Below are 17,031 nucleotides of genomic sequence, written 5' to 3' on the forward strand. Positions count from 1 at the left end.
CGGGGACTGAGTGCCCAATGCCGCGCTGAGTCGCGGCATGGTAAGCGAAGCGTTAACGGGTATGGTCGAAATTGCCGGGGCGAGGTCGCAAATCGCCAATCGAGAATGGCGGAAATCAGCCGGTTTCCGGATTTGTTAAGACGCGTTAACCACTCGTTTACCATCTGCGCGGCAAGTTTTGCCTACCGGCCATCCGGGGAGGCGATCACCATCCCCAATCCCCAGCCTTTCCGGATGGTCCGGTCTGACCCGACACCTCGGTTTCAGCGGATGGGTGGCACGTGAACGGTATCGCGGATTTCGTCAAGGCAATCGGACCAGCTCGCCTCGCCGCCATGGGTGCGGTGGCGGCGATCCTCGTGGGTGCGTTCGCCTTCCTGATGCTGCGTGTCACCGCGCCGCAGATGACCCCCCTCTACAGCGACCTGACGTTCGAGGATTCCTCGGCGATCGTCTCCCAGCTCGAGAGCCTTGCGGTTCCCTTCGAGTTGCGCAACGACGGTTCGACGATCCTCGTGCCGCAGGATGACGTTTTCCGTACGCGGATGCGTCTTGCGGAGCAGGGCCTGCCGCTTGGCGGGTCGGTCGGCTACGAGATCTTCGACAAGGCCGACACGCTCGGCTCCACCAGCTTCGTTCAGAACATCAACCGCACCCGCGCGCTCGAGGGCGAGCTGGCGCGCACGATTCGCGCCATCAACAAGATCCAGTCGGCGCGCGTGCACCTGGTGCTGCCGGAGCGCAAGCTCTTCCAGCGCGACCAGACCCCGCCGTCCGCTTCCATCGTGCTGTCCGTGCGTGGCGCGCTCGATCCCGGCCAGATCCGCGCGATCCAGCACATCGTCGCGACCGCCGTCGAGGGGCTGCAGCCGCATTTCGTTTCGATCGTCGACGAGACCGGTCGCCTGCTCGCCTCCGGCGCGGGCGAGGAAGGCGCCGAGTTCCTGGCCTCCTCCCTGCAGGAGCGCAGCCAGTCCATGGAGGGTCGCCTGCGCGCCCAGGTCGAGGAGATCCTGAATTCGGTGGTCGGTGTCGGCCGGGCCCGTGTCCGTGTCGCGCTCGAGCTCGATCACAACCGCGTCACGGAGACCCAGGAGACCTTCGATCCCGAAGGTCAGGTGGTGCGCTCGACCCAGACGCGGGAGGAAAACTCGTCCTCGCTCAGCCGTCAGGGTCAGGTCACCAACGCCAACCAGGTTCCCGCGGCGGGTCAGCAGCAGCAGGGCGACAACGCCAACGAGCGCGACATCGCCAACCAGAGCGAGGAGATCGTCAACTACGAGATCTCCAAGTCGGTGAAGACCGAGGTGGTCGAGGCCGGCGGCATCAAGAAGCTCTCCGTCGCCGTCCTGGTCGATGGAACCTATGCCCCGGATGCCAATGGCGACATGGCCTATGCGCCGCGCACCGAGGAAGAACTGACCCGCATCGCCGCGCTGGTCCGCTCGGCGGTCGGCTTCGACGAGGCGCGCGGCGACACGGTCGAGGTGGTCAACCTGCGGTTCGCCCAGGCTCCCACCCAGGTTCTCGCGGACGATGTGAGCGGCATGTTCGACTTCACCCGGGCCGACATGATGCGCCTGATCGAACTCGGCGTGCTGTTCCTGATCGCGGTGCTTCTCGCCCTCTTCGCGGTGCGTCCGCTGGTCAAGCGCATCCTGACCGTCGACGAGCCGGCCCAGCCCGCTCTGGCCGGTCCCGACGGCATGGTCGCCGAGGGTGGCGGGGCGCTGACCGACCAGTCCGGCGGTGCGCTGGGCACGGGCGGCAGCGGCGGCATCGAAATCGGCGAGGACGGCGAGCCGCGCATCGAGTGGCTGGAAGAGGCCCAGGCGGCCGGCGCGGTCCAGGTCGCGACCATCGCCAAGGTCGGCGACCTGATCAACGAGTATCCGAACGAGGCCGTGGGCATCATTCGCGGGTGGATGAACGAGGCGGCATGAGCATCGCGGACAGCATCGAGGCCTCGAACAAGGGCCAGTTGACGATCGCTTCGGGCGGTGCCGAGCGGGAGCTCAAGGGCGTCGAGCGCGTGGCGGTTCTCCTGCTCGCCCTCGGCGAGAAGCACGGTCGCAAGATCTGGGAGCAGCTCGACGAGATGGAGGTCCGCGAGGTTTCCTCCGCCATGTCGCGTCTCGGCCCGGTGACGCCGAACATGCTCGAGGAGCTCTTCGTCGACTTCGTGAAGAAGATCTCCTCGCGCGGTTCGCTGACGGGCAACGTCGACGTGACCGAGCGGTTGCTGTCGAGCTTCCTGCCGCATGACCGGGTCTCCGTCATCATGGAGGAGATCCGCGGACCGGCGGGCCGGAACATGTGGGAGAAGCTCTCCAACGTGCAGGAGAACGTTCTCGCCAACTACCTGAAGAACGAGTACCCGCAGACGGTGGCCGTGGTCCTGTCGAAGATCGATTCCGAGCACGCGGCGAAGGTCCTGGGCATCCTGCCCGAGGAACTCGCCCTCGAGGTCATCTCGCGGATGCTCAAGATGGAGGCGATCCAGAAGGAGGTTCTGGAGAAGGTCGAGCAGACGCTGCGGGTCGAGTTCATGTCGAACCTGACCAACACCCAGCGTCGCGACAGCCACGAGATGATGGCGGACATCTTCAACAACTTCGACCGGCAGACGGAGGCCCGCTTCCTCGCCGCGCTGGAGGAGGAGAACCGCGACTCCGCCGAGCGCATCAAGACGCTGATGTTCACCTTCGACGACCTGATGAAGCTGGACGCGGCCTCCTGCCAGACGCTCCTGCGCCACGTGGAGAAGGACCGGCTGGCCATCGCGCTCAAGGGCGCGTCGGAATCGGTTCGCGAGTTCTTCTTCGGCAACATGTCGAGCCGCGCTGCCAAGATGCTGCAGGACGACATGGAAGCGCTCGGGCCGATCCGCCTGCGCGACGTGGACGAGGCCCAGTCGGGCATGGTTGCCGCCGCGAAGGATCTGGCTGCCAAGGGCGAGCTCATGCTCTCGAAGAGCAAGGGCGACGACGAAATCATCTATTGAGCGGTGTGACCGGGAATGGCGACACGACTTGCGAGCACTGAAATGAAGGTCAACCGGTTCCTGTTCGACCGCACCTTCTCCGAGATCGAGCTCCCCGAGCCCGAGATCGAGGACGCGGGCGAACCCGAGATCCCGATGATGCCGGTCGCCGACCACGAGGCTCTCGTGGCGGCGGCGGAACAGGCCGCCTATGCGCGCGGCCGGGCCGAGGCCGCCGGAGAGCGCGAGCAGAGCGAGGAGCAGCGGCTGGCGGCCGAGGCCGCACGTCTGGCCGAGGAAGTTGCCCTTCTGGTCGAGCGCCTCGATACCGAACAGGCGCGGGTGGAGAAGGACGCCGTCGCACTGTCGTTCCTCGTCGCGCGGCGACTGTGCGCGCATCTGGTGGCGCGCGAGCCGCTGGGCGAGGTGGTGGCGCTCATCGCCGAATGCCTCGGTCCGCTTCGCAAGGCCCCGCATGTGGTCATTCGCGTGCGGGAGAGCGACGTCGAAGCCCTGAAGGAGCGCGTCGATCCGATCGTCGCCGAAAAGGGCTTCGAGGGACGTCTCGTGTTCCTCGGCGAGGCCGATATCGCCGCCGGCGACTGCCGGATCGAATGGGCGGACGGCGGCATCGTCAGGGATCGCAAGGCGATCGAGAAGCAGGTCGACCAGGCCGCAAGGCGCTACTTCGAGGCCCGCCGCACCGGCAAGGCCGAAGGGCGCACGACCATCACGGAAGCCGCCGAGGAGCGGGAAGCACAATGAGCGACATCAACGACTTCGGAGCCGAGGCTGAGGCCGCGGCGGCTCAGGCCGGGGGAGAGATGGAGACCCTTGGCGATCGCGACCACGGGCAGCCGCGCACGGCGGCCGACCTGGAGGCGGTCTTCGACGTTCCGGTCCAGATCTCGGCGGTGCTCGGCCATTCGCGGATGCATGTTTCCGAGCTGCTGCGGCTTGCGCCGGGCACCCTGCTGAAGCTCGACCGCAAGGTGGGCGAGGCCATCGACATCTACGTCAATGATCGCCTGGTGGCGCGTGGCGAGGTCGTCCTGGTGGAGGACAAGCTCGGCGTCACCATGACCGAAATCATCAAGTCCGATCGCTGACGGGAAAGGACAGTCTCATGCGACTTTTGATCGTCGGCACCCTTGAGGGCCAACTCATTACGGCATCCAAGATCGCCATGGATCGTGGTGCCTCGGTGACACATGCCTCGACCGTGGAGGAGGCACTCAAGGTGCTGCGCTCCGGGCGTGGCGCGGATCTCGTCATGGTGGACGTCGGCCTCGACATCGCCGACCTGATCGTCCGGCTCGAGGCGGAGCGCATTCACCTGCCGATCGTCGCCTGTGGCGTCAAGACCGACGCGGGCGCCGCCGTCAAGGCGATCCGGGCCGGTGCCAAGGAATACATTCCGCTGCCGCCGGACCCCGAGCTTATCGCCGCGGTTCTGGCCGCCGTCGCGCGTGACCAGAGCAACCTGATCTACCGCGACGCCTCGATGGCGGCCGTGGTGCGGCTCGCCGAGCAGGTGGCGGGATCCGATGCCTCGATCCTCGTCACCGGCGAGAGCGGCTCGGGCAAGGAGGTGATCTCGCGCTACGTGCACACGCGCTCGAACCGCTCCTCGAAGCCGTTCATCTCGATCAATTGCGCCGCGATCCCCGAGCACCTGCTGGAGTCCGAGCTGTTCGGTCACGAGAAGGGAGCCTTCACCGGCGCCGTCGCGCGGCGCATCGGAAAGTTCGAGGAGGCCGACGGGGGCACGCTGCTGCTCGACGAGATCTCCGAGATGGACGTGCGCCTGCAGGCCAAGCTCCTGCGCGCCATCCAGGAGCGCGTGATCGACCGGGTGGGCGGCACCAAGCCGGTTCCCGTCGACATCCGCATCATCGCCACATCCAACCGGGATCTGGCCGAGAGCGTGCGCTCCGGCACCTTCCGCGAGGATCTTCTGTACCGGCTGAACGTCGTCAACCTCAAGCTTCCCCCATTGCGCGAGCGGCCGGGCGACATTCTCGAACTCGCCACCCATTTCGTCGAGCGCTATGCGCGCGAGAACGGGGTGAGCAAGCGTCCGATCTCGGAGGACGCGAAGCGGATGCTCACGTCCAATCCGTGGCCGGGCAATGTGCGCGAGCTTGAGAACACCATGCACCGGGCGGTGCTTCTGGCCAGCGGGCCGGAGATCACCGAGGACGCCATCCGCATGCCGGACGGTTCGCCGATCGCGCAGACGGTGGCGGCGGACGCGCGGGTCGCGGCGAGTGCCGCGCAGACGGCGGAGGTCGTCAGCCGGTCGCTCGTGGGCCGCACGGTCTCCGACGTGGAGCGCGATCTCATTCTCGACACGCTGGATCACTGCCTCGGCAACCGCACCCATGCGGCACGGATCCTGGGCATCTCGATCCGCACGCTGCGCAACAAGCTCAACCAGTACTCCGACGAGGGCGTCGAGGTTCCGGGTCCGGGCGAGGCGCGCATAGCGGTCGCGTGACCGCCAGAATCAGGGCATCACGGTTTTATCGGACAGGACGTCCGTTGCGAGGGTGAGCGATGAGCGATGTGACGGCAGCGAGCGAGGCGCAGGCGCCGGTCAAGACGACCGGCGCTTCGGCGCGTTCGGGGGGCGGACTTCCCGGTCTGGACCTTGCCGCGATCTGGGACACGATCCGGCGCGGCGACATCGCGCTCGCGCTCGGCGTCATGGTCATCCTGGTTGTGCTCATCCTGCCGATGCCGGCGATGATGCTCGACCTGTTCCTGGCCGTGTCGATCATCTTTTCCGTGCTCATTCTCATGACCGGCCTCTTCATCCAGAAGCCGCTCGAGTTTTCCTCGTTTCCCACGGTGCTGCTCATCGCGACGATGATGCGCCTGGCGCTGAACCTCGCCTCCACGCGCCTGATCCTGGCCAATGGTCACGAGGGCACGGATGCCGCCGGACAGGTCATCCAGGCCTTCGGCAACTTCGTGATGGGCGGCAATTTCGTCATCGGCATCATCGTGTTCTCGATCCTGGTGATCGTGAACTTCGTCGTCATCACCAAGGGTTCGGGGCGTATCGCGGAAGTCGCGGCGCGCTTCACCCTGGATGCGATGCCCGGCAAGCAGATGGCCATCGACGCCGATCTGTCCGCCGGCCTGATCGACGAGACCGTCGCCCGCCAGCGTCGCAAGGACCTGGAGGACGAGAGTTCCTTCTTCGGCGCAATGGACGGTGCGTCGAAGTTCGTGCGCGGCGACGCCATCGCCGGCCTGCTCATCACCTTCATCAACATCGTCGCCGGCATCATCATCGGCGTGGCGCAGATGGAGCTGACCTTCTCGCAGGCCGCGACGACCTACACGCTGCTGACCATCGGTGACGGTCTGGTGTCGCAGATCCCGGCGCTGGTGGTCTCCACCGCTGCCGGCCTGCTCGTCTCCAAGGCCGGCGTCTCGGGCGCGGCCGACAAGGCGCTGGGACGTCAGCTCTCGGGCTATCCCAAGGCGCTCGGCATGTCGTCCTTCGTGATGGTGGTCCTGGCCATGTTGCCGGGCATTCCGCTGCTGCCGTTCCTCGGCATGGCGGGGCTTGCCGGCTATCTCGCCTATACCTCGAGCCGCAAGCAGACCCAGGCGGTGCAAGAGGCCGAGGTCGCGGCGATCGAGGCGGCGGCGGCGGAGCCGCCGGCGCCGACGGAGCCGCCGATCACCGAGTCGCTCAAGATGGACGAACTGCGCATCGAGCTGGGCTATGCGCTGCTGCCGCTCATCAATGGCCAGGGCGCGGAGAGCGACCAGCTTACCGAACAGATCAAGGCGCTGCGCCGTCAGCTCGCCTCGGATCTCGGCATCCTCATGCCGCCGGTGCGCATCCTGGACAACATCCAGCTCGGCGCCAACGACTACGTCATCAAGGTCAAGGAAGTCGCGGCCGGCAACGGTCAGCTCTTCCCGGGCCACTTCATGGTCATGGATCCGGCCGGCGGCCAGGTCAAGCTGCCGGGCACGCATACCACGGAGCCGACGTTCGGCCTTCCCGCGACCTGGGTCGAGGGCCAGTACCGCGAGGATGCGGCGTTGCGCGGCTACACGGTCGTCGACCCGGCGACGGTGCTTGCCACCCATCTCACGGAGACCATCCGCGCAAACGTGTCCGAACTCATCACCTACGCGGACGTGCAGAAGCTGCTCAAGGAGATCACCGGCGAGCAGGCCAAGCTGGTGGAGGACCTCGTTCCCGGCCAGATCACCGTTTCCGGCATCCAGCGGGTGCTCCAGGCGCTGCTTGCGGAGCGTGTCTCGGTGCGGGATCTGGGCACCATCCTGGAAGGCATTGCCGAGGCGGTCGGCTTCTCCCGCAACCCGGCGACCATCGCCGAACACGTGCGGACGCGCCTTGCGCGCCAGATCTCGGCGGCCAACACGGCGCCCGGCGGTTACCTGCCGCTCATCGCCCTGTCGCCGCAGTGGGAGCAGGCGTTCATCGAGTCGCTTTCGGGCGAGGGCGACGACCGTTCGCTCGCCATGGCGCCGTCCAGGCTGCAGGAGTTCGTCCGCCTCGTGCGCGACGCCTTCGAGCAGGCGGCCCAGGCCGGCGAGGTTCCCGTGCTGCTGACCTCGCCGCAGACACGGCCCTTCGTGCGCTCCATCGTCGAGCGGTTCCGCGCCCACACCACGGTGATGAGCCAGAACGAGGTCCACTCGCGGGCCCGGCTGAAGACGGTCGGCACGATTTAGGGCGCGGCTGAACGCATCCTCGGGCCTGCCGTGGGTGAACTTGCGCGGAATTGCATATTTACAACAAAATCAATTCATGGTTGCCTTTCCGGATTGGGTTGGGAGGCATCCAAATGAAAGAAGAAGATCCGCCAAAAGTCATTCCAGAATTGAACGCCAAAGGAGAGCGGGCGCGACTGTTTCCGGTCTTGGCTGATACGTCTCGCGAGGGGCGTTCGCTTTCAATCTTTCTATCCTGCTTGGCAAGCGTCCGTGAACTCGGCCAGAGTTTGCTATCCGAACTGGGTGTTCGGGTTGGCACCCGCACGCAGATTGAGACGTTGACGGAAGTGGTCTTTGGTAGTGGCGGAGGAGGAAAGAAACTCCGGCCGGATGGTTTGATTTTTGTACGCAACGGGTCGCGCAGCTGGTCCGCCATTGTCGAAGCCAAAATTGGGAAGAATGAGCTTTCGGTCGACCAGATTGAGGCTTATCTTGATATTGCAAAGCAAAATAAAATTGATGCTGTTATAACAATTTCAAATCAGTTTGCTCCGTTGCCGTCTCATCATCCGATATCTCTTGGTGCGATTTCGAAAAGGAAGGCAAATCTATTTCACTGGTCGTGGTCCTATATCATGACTGAAGCGCAAATATTGTATGACAACGATGATGTTGAAGACAGTGATCAGCGATTCCTTTTGAATGAGTTTCGAAGGTTTCTCACTCACGAGAGTGCGGGGGTGAAGAGCTTTGACCAGATGCCGTCAGAGTGGTCGGATCTGGTTGCTACCGTACAGGCGGGAGGCGGACTTGGACAAACTTCCGAGGAAGTGAAAAGTGTTATCGGTGCCTGGCATCAGGAAAGCCGAGACCTGAGCCTTGTGCTAAGCCGGCAATTGCAATGCGCCGTAAAAATGCGTGTTTCTCGGGCCCATCGCAGTGACCCTGTTGCTCGTGCCAAGTCGGATGCGAAAGAGCTTTGCGCAGAGAAAAGCCTCAAGCTCTCGCTTTCCGTTCCAGACGCCGCTGCTCCGATAGATGTCGTTGCCGACATCAAAATGCGATCGGTTTCCGTCGGGATGCGTTTGAAAGCGCCTTCTGACAAGAAAACGACAAAAGCACGCCTGAATTGGCTATTGAGGCAACTTCAGAAAGCCGAGGACAAGGAGATACACGTCAGGTTGTTTTGGCCGGGGCGTGGACCATTCACGCAATTTCCTTTGGCGGTGTTGCGCGAGGATCCGGCAGTGGCTGACGAAAAGCCGCAGGTTGCCGTATCTTCATTTGAAGTTCTTCTTGTGCGCGATTGCGGTGCAAGGTTTGGACAGCGAAAGAATTTTATTACTGATCTGGAGAAGCTCGTCCCGCTTTTCTACTCACAGGCGGGGCAATATCTAAGGGAGTGGCAAGCTCCTGCACCTCGGCTTCGCGAGGACAAATCCGAGCCGAGTGATGTCGGGGTAAAGGCACTGTACGAGGAAGCCGAGCGGGAAGGCTGAATATAAGAAGTTTCGTTGCTCAGACCTTGATGTCGAGGCTTTCGATGGCCTTGTCGATCGCGCCGTTCTGTTCGGCGATCTTGGTCTTGGCCTCGTTCTGAACGCGCTGGGCAACCTTCTGGAACAGCAGTTCGGTCGCGCTCTGGGCCGAGGAAACGCCGACGGCGAACAGGTTCGACGCGGCGGCCTGCTGGTTCATGAATCGCTCGTTATGCTCCTTCTGCTTCGCACGCCACGCCTTGTTGCGCTCGTAGAAGGAGAAGTTCTGCGATGACGATTTGATCCCGAGGAGGCCCATCTGCCCTTGCGATCCTGGCGGCCACGATGACCGTCCTGTTCGAGTTGCAAGTTCTCTCAGCCTCGCAGGAAAGGGTAAACAGGCCCTTAACGGGCGTTGCCGTTTGCACCGCCCGTCCCGTTTCCCGAGACGGGAACCTGCTGTGTGATGCAGTGGATGTTGCCGCCGCCCAGCAGGATCTCGCGCCCCGGAACACCGACGATCTCGCGGCCTGGAAACAGGTCCGTCAGCAGACCGCGGGCCGTCCCGTCGTGCGCCGGGTCGAGCAGCGGGAAGACGACCCGCGTATTGCCTATGTAGAAGTTGCAGTAGCTTGCCGCGAGCCGCTCGCCTGCCTGGCGTGACATCCCGGTGTCCGCCGCCTCGATGCCGGCCGCTTCGTCCGCGCTCATGAAGAGGGGGCCCGGCATGGGCATCTTCACGATCTCAAAGGCGCGTCCACGGGCGTCGCGGGCGGCCTGCAGGCAGGCCAGCGCCTCGGCGGAGCGCTCGTATTGCGGGTCCTCGCGGTCGTCGGTCCAGCTCAGGGCGATGACGCCGGGCGCGCAGACATGCAGAAGATTGTCGACATGTCCGCTCGTCTCGTCACGGAAAACGCCGCGCGGAACCCACACGATGCTGCTAACGCCGAGATAGGCCCGCAAGAGCTCCTCGATCCGGGTTCTGGTCAGGTCCGGATTGCGGCCGTCGCTGAGCAGGCATTCCTCGGTGGTGATCAGCGTTCCCTCGCCGTCGACATGGATCGCGCCGCCCTCCAGCACAAAAGGCGTGCGATACCGATCCACACCCTCCACCCGCGCCACCTCTCCGGCGACCGCATCGTCCCTGTCCCAGGGCCAGTAGAGACCGTCGAGGCTGCCGCCCCAGGCGTTGAAGCGCCAGTCCACGGCCCGGCTGCGCCCGCTATCGTCGACCACGAAAGTGGGGCCGGTGTCGCGCATCCAGGCGTCGTCGCTCTCGATCTCGACGACGCGGATACCGGGCGCGAGCAGGGCACGCGCCTCGTCGTAACACTCCGGCGCCACCGCCATGGTGACCGGATCGGAAGCATGGATGGCGGCGGCCACGGCGGCAAAGGCCGCCTGCGCGGGCCTTGCGTTCTCACGCCAGTTGTCCGGCCGCTTCGGCCACAGCATCCAGCAACCGCGATGGGGTTCGAATTCGCCGGGCATCCTGAAGCCGTCGGCCGCGGGCGTGGAGGAGAGAGCCTCGGGGGGAAGGGGTTTCATCGCGCTCTTCCCCAGGTGTCGAACGCTCCCGCGCGATCGAGGCGTTCGGCCCTGTCGGGAGCGCAGGACATCCGCGGCGCGGTGAAGATCGTGGAACGCATGATGCCTCCGGCTTCCGGGGGCACACCCTAGCCGATGCCGCGATACCGACCAATGACGGATTGCGCAGGGCCGTGTGAGCGGGGCTGTGTGAGGGAGGCCGTGTGCGCGGTGGCTTGCAAAGCGGGGGCAGAGGCCGTACCCGACTTGTGTCGGGACATCCTGTTGCAGTGGGAGCTGAGTGCGTCATGTCGAGGATTTCGGTCGATCTTTCCGGCTACACGGACCTGCCCGCCGGCAAGGTCGCTTCCATCGTCACCTATCTGGAGATGCGGGCCCGGCCGCTGGCGAGACCGGTATCGCGGCCGGACCTCTCCCTGACGCGGATCACCGATCCGGATCCGGGGCAATACCGCTCGCTTTTCCGAAGGATCGGCGACGAATGGCTGTGGTTCGGCCGTCTTGCCGAGAGCGACGCGGATCTGGCCGCGCTGCTGACGCGTCCCGGCTACGAGCTGTGGTTCTGCCACAGGCGGGGTGTCGCCGAGCCGGTCGGCCTGCTGGAACTGGACTTCACGACCGAGGGCGAGGCGGAGCTTGCCTATTTCGGTCTCGTGGCGGAGGAGATCGGCAACGGGGCCGGACGCTGGCTGATGAACGAGGCGCTCGCCCGCGTGTGGTCGCGCCCCGGCATGTCGCGGTTCTTCGTGCACACCTGCACCGCCGACAGCCCGCAGGCGCTTGGCTTCTACCGCTCGAGCGGCTTCACCCCCTACAAGCGCGCCATCGAGATCGCCGACGATCCGCGTCTTGCCGGCGTGCTGCCGCTTGAGGCGGCCGGCCATGTTCCGGTGATCGGGGAAGAGTGACGCGCCGCCGCGCGCCGGAGTGATGGCACGCGGCGACGGATACGTGAGACTCAGGCGGTCATTTTCAGCCGGATGGCGCCGGTGGCGCGCAGGAGATCGTCAGGAGTTGTGCGAAACACGCTGTTGGGTGTTCCGGCGGCGGCCCAGACGGTCTCGAATCGGCTAAGGTCCTCATCGATAAAGATTCTGGTTTCGGGCTTGTGTCCGAGCGGGGAGACGCCGCCGATGGCGAAGCCCGTGCGTTCGCGCACGAGGCGGCCGTTCGGGCGGACAAGGGGCTCGCCGATGCGTGCGGCCACCGCTTCCTCGTCGACGCGGTTGTCGCCCGCGACCAGCAGGAGCAGGACATCGTCGCTGGTCGCGCCGAGGAAGACGAGCGACTTGACGATTTCCGCGACCGAACAGCCACAGGCGGACGCCGCGTCGGCCGCGCTGCGGGTTGAGGCGGGCATCTCCGCGATCTCGATCGAGAGACCGGCGGCGGATGCGGCCTCGCGGACGCGGTCGGTGCTGGACACTGTTGCCATGAATAAGTCCTGATTGTTGTTAACCATGTTGAACGGTTTGTTGGTGGATGACCCCCTTCGAACGGGGGTTGCAAGATGCGACAGCCGGTACTTTATGGTAATCATCTTTGTTAAGGCTTCGTTTACCTGCCGAAGATTCGACGAGTAGCCTGGAACGGACGGACGAATGAGCAGAACCCGCGACAATGTCGTACCCCACGCCAAGGTGCGCAGCCTCCGGGAGGCTATCCGGAAGGTGAAGTTCGCCGAGGTGGAGCGCACCGACGTCGTGATCGAGCTTCAGGAATCGGAGCGCGCGCGGCTGGAGTTGCTGTGCGAGGAGCTCACGGACGTCTTCAAGGAAGTTCCCGAGGACGACGACCAGTTCTCCTTCCAGATCGTGCCGGGCAACATTCCCCGCCTGTGGATCGACATCACCAGCCATGTGGCCATGGGACGCGACAAGCGCGTCTATCGCTTCGTCAAGGACACGCGTCTCGGCCGTACGGTGATTCTCGAGACCGCGGACCTCGAGGACATGGCCGACTGCATCACCGAGTATATCGCCGAGCGCGTGCTCGAGCGTGAGCGGACGGTGGAGGGCGACTGGCTGAGCAAGCGCCTGCGCGAGGCACCTCGCGAGGACCAGGCGGCGGCGGCGCCGGGTGCTGGCGCCGAGGCGGCTCCGGTTCCGCATGTGCGTGGCCTGTGGGCGCCGTTTGCCGCCTTCGCCATCGGGCTTCTGGTCGGCGTCGTCGGCCTGATCGGCTATGCGTGGTTCGCCAACCCGATCTGACCAGTCTGTGCGCATAAGAAATTCAAGGGCCCGCCTCCCGGAGGACGCGGGCCTTTTTCTTGCGCGCATCACCGCGCAAACCGGGAGGGGGAGTCCGCCTCAGCCCGGGATTTCCAGCGTGTGCCGCGCGAGCGTGGTGACTTCCGCCGCCGGGGCGGTTTCGGTCTCGGGCACCAGTTCGATCAGGTCGTTGTCGCCTCGCGCCTGCCTGTCGCGTCTTGCCGTGCGGCGCGAGCGCTTCTCGCGCTCGACCGGCGCATAGCCGCGTTCCTCCATCTCGCAGCGCCAGCTCCCGGGCGCGCCGTCGATGGTGAAGAGATTGAAGCGGGCGGGCGGCCGGCGATGGCCGGGGCCGTTGGAGGCGGAGGGCACGCCGATCACCGGCACGGGGCCATGCGGCCCCTCGATCGTCTCCCGCGTCGCCAGGTGGGTGTGGCCGTGCAGGATGAGTTCCGCGCCCGCGCGCTTGACGGCGGCGCGCACCCGCGAGGCATCGGTGAGACGCTTGTTCCAGGCGGTCGCGGCGGACTGGGGCGGGTGATGGATCATGACGACGCGAAACAGTCCCTCGCGGCCGAGGTCGGTGAGCGTGTCGCGCAGATGGCGGGCCTGTCGGCTGCCGAGCCGCCCGGTGGCGAACCACGGTCCGCTGGCCCGTGCGCTGGACACGCCGACCAGGGCGAGGGGGCCGCGACGCCGCACATAGGGAAAGCCCGGCTCGTCCTCGCCGTCCCCGGTCATGTAGGGACCCCAGGCCTTCTTCGCACGCTTGAGCGCGCCCTGGACGTAGGCGTCGTGATTGCCGGGGACGAGCGAGACGTCGGCGGGCGGCCCAAGGGTTTCCAGCCAGTCGGCGGCGGCGGCGATCTCGCGGTCGAGCGCGATATTGACCAGGTCACCTGTCAGGGCGATGTGGTCCGGCGCGCAGGCGTACAGATCGGCCAGGAGGCCGTCGAGCCAGGCGCCCGTCATGGCTCGGGCGCGCGAGCGGTGCCAGTTCACGTAGCCGATGACGCGCTTGGAGAGAAGATCGCGCAGGCGCGCGGCCGGCAGCGGACCCAGGTGAGGATCGGAAAGGTGGGCAAGTCGGATCATGTGCCCACATCGGAAGCTTGCAGGGCTCCGGTCAAGCAAAAAGCGCCTCGGACGGGGCCCGGGCGCTTTTGAAGCTTGTCGTCCTGGTCGTGCCGGGCGCCGCTCCGTTCCACCTGTCGATGGATCTCTCCATCAGGAAAGGGTAGGCGGAAAGGCGCCGCGCGGCACCGGCCTCAACGGACCTTTCGACGGGGGATCCCGTCTCAGTTGCCCGTGAAGGTCGTCAGCACCGCCGCGATGCGCGGGTTGGTGAGATCGACCGCCGGACGCCAGACGAAACGACGCGGGGAGCGGCGTGCAAACAGGGCGGTCAACATCGTAATCTCCTGGGGTGTGGCAGGCTGGGCGAGACGGTTTTCCGCATCGCGGTTCATCGCCCTTCTTGCTGCACGCGGAATATCGTTATCCTGCCTGTGAGTCACAAGCGCGTTGACCGAGGGTCACCCATGCGTCCGGCGCATGATGAATTAGCAATTGCGCAACCATCGCATGTCGCGCTCCGGGCGCGGGCAGGGCCTGTCGTGAAGGGGAGACCATGAAGCCTGGACTGAAGGTCGCGGCGTTCGCGCGCCGCATCGCGATGGCGCTCACCTTTCATCGCCGCGCCGTGACGCTGGGTGTTCGCATCGCGGTCTTCGACGCGAACGGCCACGTGCTTCTCGTGCGCCATCGCTACATGCCGGGCTGGTACCTTCCGGGCGGTGCGGTGGATCCGGGCGAGAGTGCGCCCGAGGCGGCCCTGCGCGAGCTTTCAGAGGAGGCCGGCCTTGCGGGCACGCAGCCGCCCCGGCTCGTCGGTCTTTATCGCAACCTGCGCGAAGGCGGGCGCGATCACGTCGCGTTCTACCGGCTCGACCGCTTCGAGGCGCAACATAACGCGCTTGCGCCCAACAGGGAGATCGCCGAAGCGGGTTTCTTCGCGTTCGGCTCCCTTCCCGAGGGCACCACACCGGCGACCCTGCGCCGGCTCACGGAGCTGTCGGACGGCACCCCGCCGCCCGCCGACTGGTAAGTTGGATGAGGGGCGGCACGGGAGGCTTTCGTGCTCAGGCCGCCGCCGCCTTCAGCCGATCGCGTCCGTGCGGGGCGTCGAGGTCCTGCAAGGGGCCGAGCGGGATCACGCCGGTCGGGTTCAGCGACTTGTGCGAGCCGTAGTAGTGCTGCTTGATCGTGGCGATGTCGCAGGTTTCCGCCACGCCCGGCACCTGGTAGAGCTCGCGCAGATAGGCAAAGAGGTTGGGATAGTCGGCGATGCGCCGGATGTTGCACTTGAAGTGGCCATGGTAGACCGGATCGAAGCGCAACAGCGTCGTGAAGAGGCGCCAGTCCGCCTCTGTCAGCCGGTCCCCGACCAGATAGCGATGTCGTGACAGGCGCTCCTCCAGCCAGTCCAGACTGTCGAAGAGCGCGGTCACCGCTTCCTCGTAGGGCTCCTGCTGCGTGGCGAAGCCGGCCTTGTAGACGCCGTTGTTGACCGTGTCGTAGACGCGGGCATTGACCTCCTCGATCCCGGACATCAGTTCGCCCGGCGACACGTCGAGATCCGCATTCACGCCGGGCAGCGCGTCGAAGGCGGAGTTGAACATGCGCAGGATCTCGGACGACTCGTTGGAGACGATCGTCTCGCGTTTGCGGTCCCACAGGATCGGCACCGTCGCGCGGCCGGAGCAGTCGGGCTTCGCCTTCACGTAGACCTGCCAGGCGGTTTCGGCGCCGGTCACCGGATCGGGCGTTGCGAAGGTCCAGCCGTCGTCAAGCATCAGCGGCTCGACCGCGTTGAGGGTGATGATCTCCTCCAGCCCCTTCAGCTTGCGCAGGATCAGCGTCCTGTGCGCCCAGGGGCAGGCGTAGGAAACGATCAGGTGATATCGGCCGGCCTCCGCCGCGAAGCCGCCTTCGCCGCTTGGACCTGCGCTGCCATCCGGCGTGACCCAGTTGCGGAACCCGGCCGTGTCGCGCACGAAGCGGCCTCCGGTCTTCTTCGTGTCATACCAGTCGGTGTGCCATTTTCCCTCGACGAGAACGCCCATCGGTCATCTCCCTGGTTGCCTGCGGCTTCCGTCCGTGGCGGTGCCGGCGCATGATGCTCTCAGTGTTTCGCAAATGGGCACGGCGTGTCTTTCCTCAACGCACTGGAAGGTGTGTTCGTTCCAGGTGAACGGTACCAGCGGCTTGCGTCCGCTCGTTCGCTCGTCAAGAATACGCTTTACAGGGCAGGGGCTTCATGCTACCGACACGCCCCGTTCCGGCCTGTTTCACACGCCGTGAACCATCCCGCGAGAATCGCGGACCCGGACCAGGCGCCCGGACGACAAGCGCCCGAGGATTGAGCGAGCCGATGATGCGCGTCGACCGCCAGCGACGAAGGACCCTGCGACGAGGCTTCGCCTCGCGCTTTGTCACGCACGCGCCCTAGAGGATCGCTCCAGGCGGATCACCATGATCCGCGGCTACGAGATCCGGGCGACGTGTCCGGGTTCTTGTTCCGCTCTCGAGGTTTCCGCCATGCTCGCCTCTTCCTGGCTCATCCGCACCGAAGTTCCCTCCGACCTTCCCCAGATCGAAGCTCTCCAGGCCGATGCCTTCGGCCCCGGTCGCTTTGCCAAGACCGCCTTTCGCCTGCGCGAGGGCGTCGAACGCGATCACCGGCTGTGTTTCGTCGGCATGAGCGATGACGTGTTCGCGGGCTCGGTGTGGCTGACCCCGATCATGATCGGCGACGCCCCGTCCCAGCTTCTCGGCCCGCTGGCGGTCTCGCCCGCGTTCAAGAACCGGGGTCTTGGCCGGTTGCTCGTCAACCAGTCGCTCAAGGCGGCGCAGGCGCTGGGCGAGAAAAGCGTGCTGCTCGTGGGAGACGCGCCCTACTACGGGCCGCTCGGTTTCGAGCCCGTGCCGCTCGGACGCATTCAGCTCCCCGGTCCCGTCGATCCCGCGCGACTGCTCGTCGCCAATCTCCAGCCCGGCAGCGAGATGCCGTCGGGCATGGTGCGCGGCGGGCGCTGAGCGC

16 protein-coding genes are annotated in these 17,031 nt (G+C 65.5%); 11 read left to right on the forward strand and 5 right to left on the reverse strand.

All coding sequences use genetic code 11. The annotated features are described in order from the left end of the window. Positions 1-281: 281 nt before the first annotated feature. From fliF to ACYX4S_RS02105, 7 genes are all read left to right on the forward strand, one after another. Positions 282-1,943 carry a flagellar basal-body MS-ring/collar protein FliF gene (gene fliF / locus ACYX4S_RS02075; RefSeq protein WP_476361707.1) on the forward strand — a complete coding sequence of 554 codons (1,662 nt, stop codon included), beginning with the start codon at positions 282-284 and terminating at the stop codon, positions 1,941-1,943. After that, entirely contained in the window at positions 1,940-3,004 is a 1,065-nt protein-coding gene (gene fliG, locus ACYX4S_RS02080; RefSeq protein WP_476361708.1) for a flagellar motor switch protein FliG, read from the forward strand. Before fliF ends, fliG begins: the two co-directional genes overlap by 4 nt. Before the next feature lie 15 nt (positions 3,005-3,019). Beyond that, positions 3,020-3,748 (forward strand): FliH/SctL family protein, encoded by a 729-nt coding sequence (locus ACYX4S_RS02085; RefSeq protein ID WP_422069706.1) that lies wholly within the window; start codon positions 3,020-3,022, stop codon positions 3,746-3,748. 59 nt (positions 3,749-3,807) lie between these two features. Further along, the gene (gene fliN, locus ACYX4S_RS02090; protein WP_476362804.1) at positions 3,808-4,092 is read left to right on the forward strand and encodes a flagellar motor switch protein FliN; all 285 of its coding nucleotides are present in this window, start codon (positions 3,808-3,810) and stop codon (positions 4,090-4,092) included. 17 nt (positions 4,093-4,109) lie between these two features. Continuing rightward, entirely contained in the window at positions 4,110-5,483 is a 1,374-nt protein-coding gene (gene flbD, locus ACYX4S_RS02095; RefSeq protein ID WP_422069705.1) for a sigma-54-dependent transcriptional regulator FlbD, read from the forward strand. 59 nt (positions 5,484-5,542) lie between these two features. Further along, a complete protein-coding gene (gene flhA / locus ACYX4S_RS02100; protein WP_293717981.1) occupies positions 5,543-7,711 on the forward strand; it encodes a flagellar biosynthesis protein FlhA in 2,169 nt (722 codons plus the stop codon). Between the two features lie 113 nt (positions 7,712-7,824). After that, on the forward strand, positions 7,825-9,192 hold the full coding sequence (locus ACYX4S_RS02105; protein ID WP_476361709.1) for a hypothetical protein: 1,368 nt from the start codon (positions 7,825-7,827) through the stop codon (positions 9,190-9,192). 19 nt (positions 9,193-9,211) lie between these two features. On the opposite strand, the gene ACYX4S_RS02110 is transcribed toward ACYX4S_RS02105, so the two are convergent. Both ACYX4S_RS02110 and aguA read right to left on the reverse strand, forming a co-directional pair. Continuing rightward, complete coding sequence (locus ACYX4S_RS02110) at positions 9,212-9,490, reverse strand: hypothetical protein (RefSeq protein ID WP_293717977.1); 279 nt, start codon at positions 9,488-9,490, stop codon at positions 9,212-9,214. Positions 9,491-9,576: 86 nt separating this feature from the next. Then, positions 9,577-10,719, reverse strand: coding sequence for an agmatine deiminase (gene aguA, locus ACYX4S_RS02115; protein WP_476361710.1), 1,143 nt, complete (start codon positions 10,717-10,719; stop codon positions 9,577-9,579). Between the two features lie 287 nt (positions 10,720-11,006). Here aguA and ACYX4S_RS02120 point away from each other — a divergent pair, with 287 nt between their 5' ends. Beyond that, positions 11,007-11,627: a GNAT family N-acetyltransferase gene (locus tag ACYX4S_RS02120; RefSeq protein WP_422069701.1), complete on the forward strand. Its 621-nt coding sequence runs from the start codon at positions 11,007-11,009 to the stop codon at positions 11,625-11,627. Positions 11,628-11,677: 50 nt separating this feature from the next. Here ACYX4S_RS02120 and ACYX4S_RS02125 read toward each other — a convergent pair whose 3' ends face one another. Next, a complete protein-coding gene (locus ACYX4S_RS02125) occupies positions 11,678-12,259 on the reverse strand; it encodes a YbaK/EbsC family protein (protein WP_476361711.1) in 582 nt (193 codons plus the stop codon). 61 nt (positions 12,260-12,320) lie between these two features. On the opposite strand from ACYX4S_RS02125, the gene ACYX4S_RS02130 reads away from it, so the two are divergent. Next, positions 12,321-12,929 carry a hypothetical protein gene (locus tag ACYX4S_RS02130; protein WP_476361712.1) on the forward strand — a complete coding sequence of 203 codons (609 nt, stop codon included), beginning with the start codon at positions 12,321-12,323 and terminating at the stop codon, positions 12,927-12,929. A gap of 99 nt (positions 12,930-13,028) precedes the next feature. Here ACYX4S_RS02130 and ACYX4S_RS02135 read toward each other — a convergent pair whose 3' ends face one another. Then, entirely contained in the window at positions 13,029-14,024 is a 996-nt protein-coding gene (locus ACYX4S_RS02135; RefSeq protein ID WP_476361713.1) for a metallophosphoesterase family protein, read from the reverse strand. Between the two features lie 535 nt (positions 14,025-14,559). Here ACYX4S_RS02135 and ACYX4S_RS02140 point away from each other — a divergent pair. After that, positions 14,560-15,036, forward strand: coding sequence for an NUDIX domain-containing protein (locus tag ACYX4S_RS02140; protein ID WP_476361714.1), 477 nt, complete (start codon positions 14,560-14,562; stop codon positions 15,034-15,036). Positions 15,037-15,070: 34 nt separating this feature from the next. Here the strand turns inward: ACYX4S_RS02140 and ACYX4S_RS02145 are convergent, their stop codons facing one another. After that, the gene (locus tag ACYX4S_RS02145; RefSeq protein ID WP_476361715.1) at positions 15,071-16,054 is read right to left on the reverse strand and encodes a glutathione S-transferase family protein; all 984 of its coding nucleotides are present in this window, start codon (positions 16,052-16,054) and stop codon (positions 15,071-15,073) included. A 409-nt stretch (positions 16,055-16,463) separates the two neighbouring features. On the opposite strand from ACYX4S_RS02145, the gene ACYX4S_RS02150 reads away from it, so the two are divergent. Then, positions 16,464-17,027, forward strand: coding sequence for a GNAT family N-acetyltransferase (locus tag ACYX4S_RS02150; RefSeq protein ID WP_293717961.1), 564 nt, complete (start codon positions 16,464-16,466; stop codon positions 17,025-17,027). Positions 17,028-17,031 lie beyond the last annotated feature (4 nt).

This window comes from Stappia sp. ABD4_338, assembly GCF_056312175.1.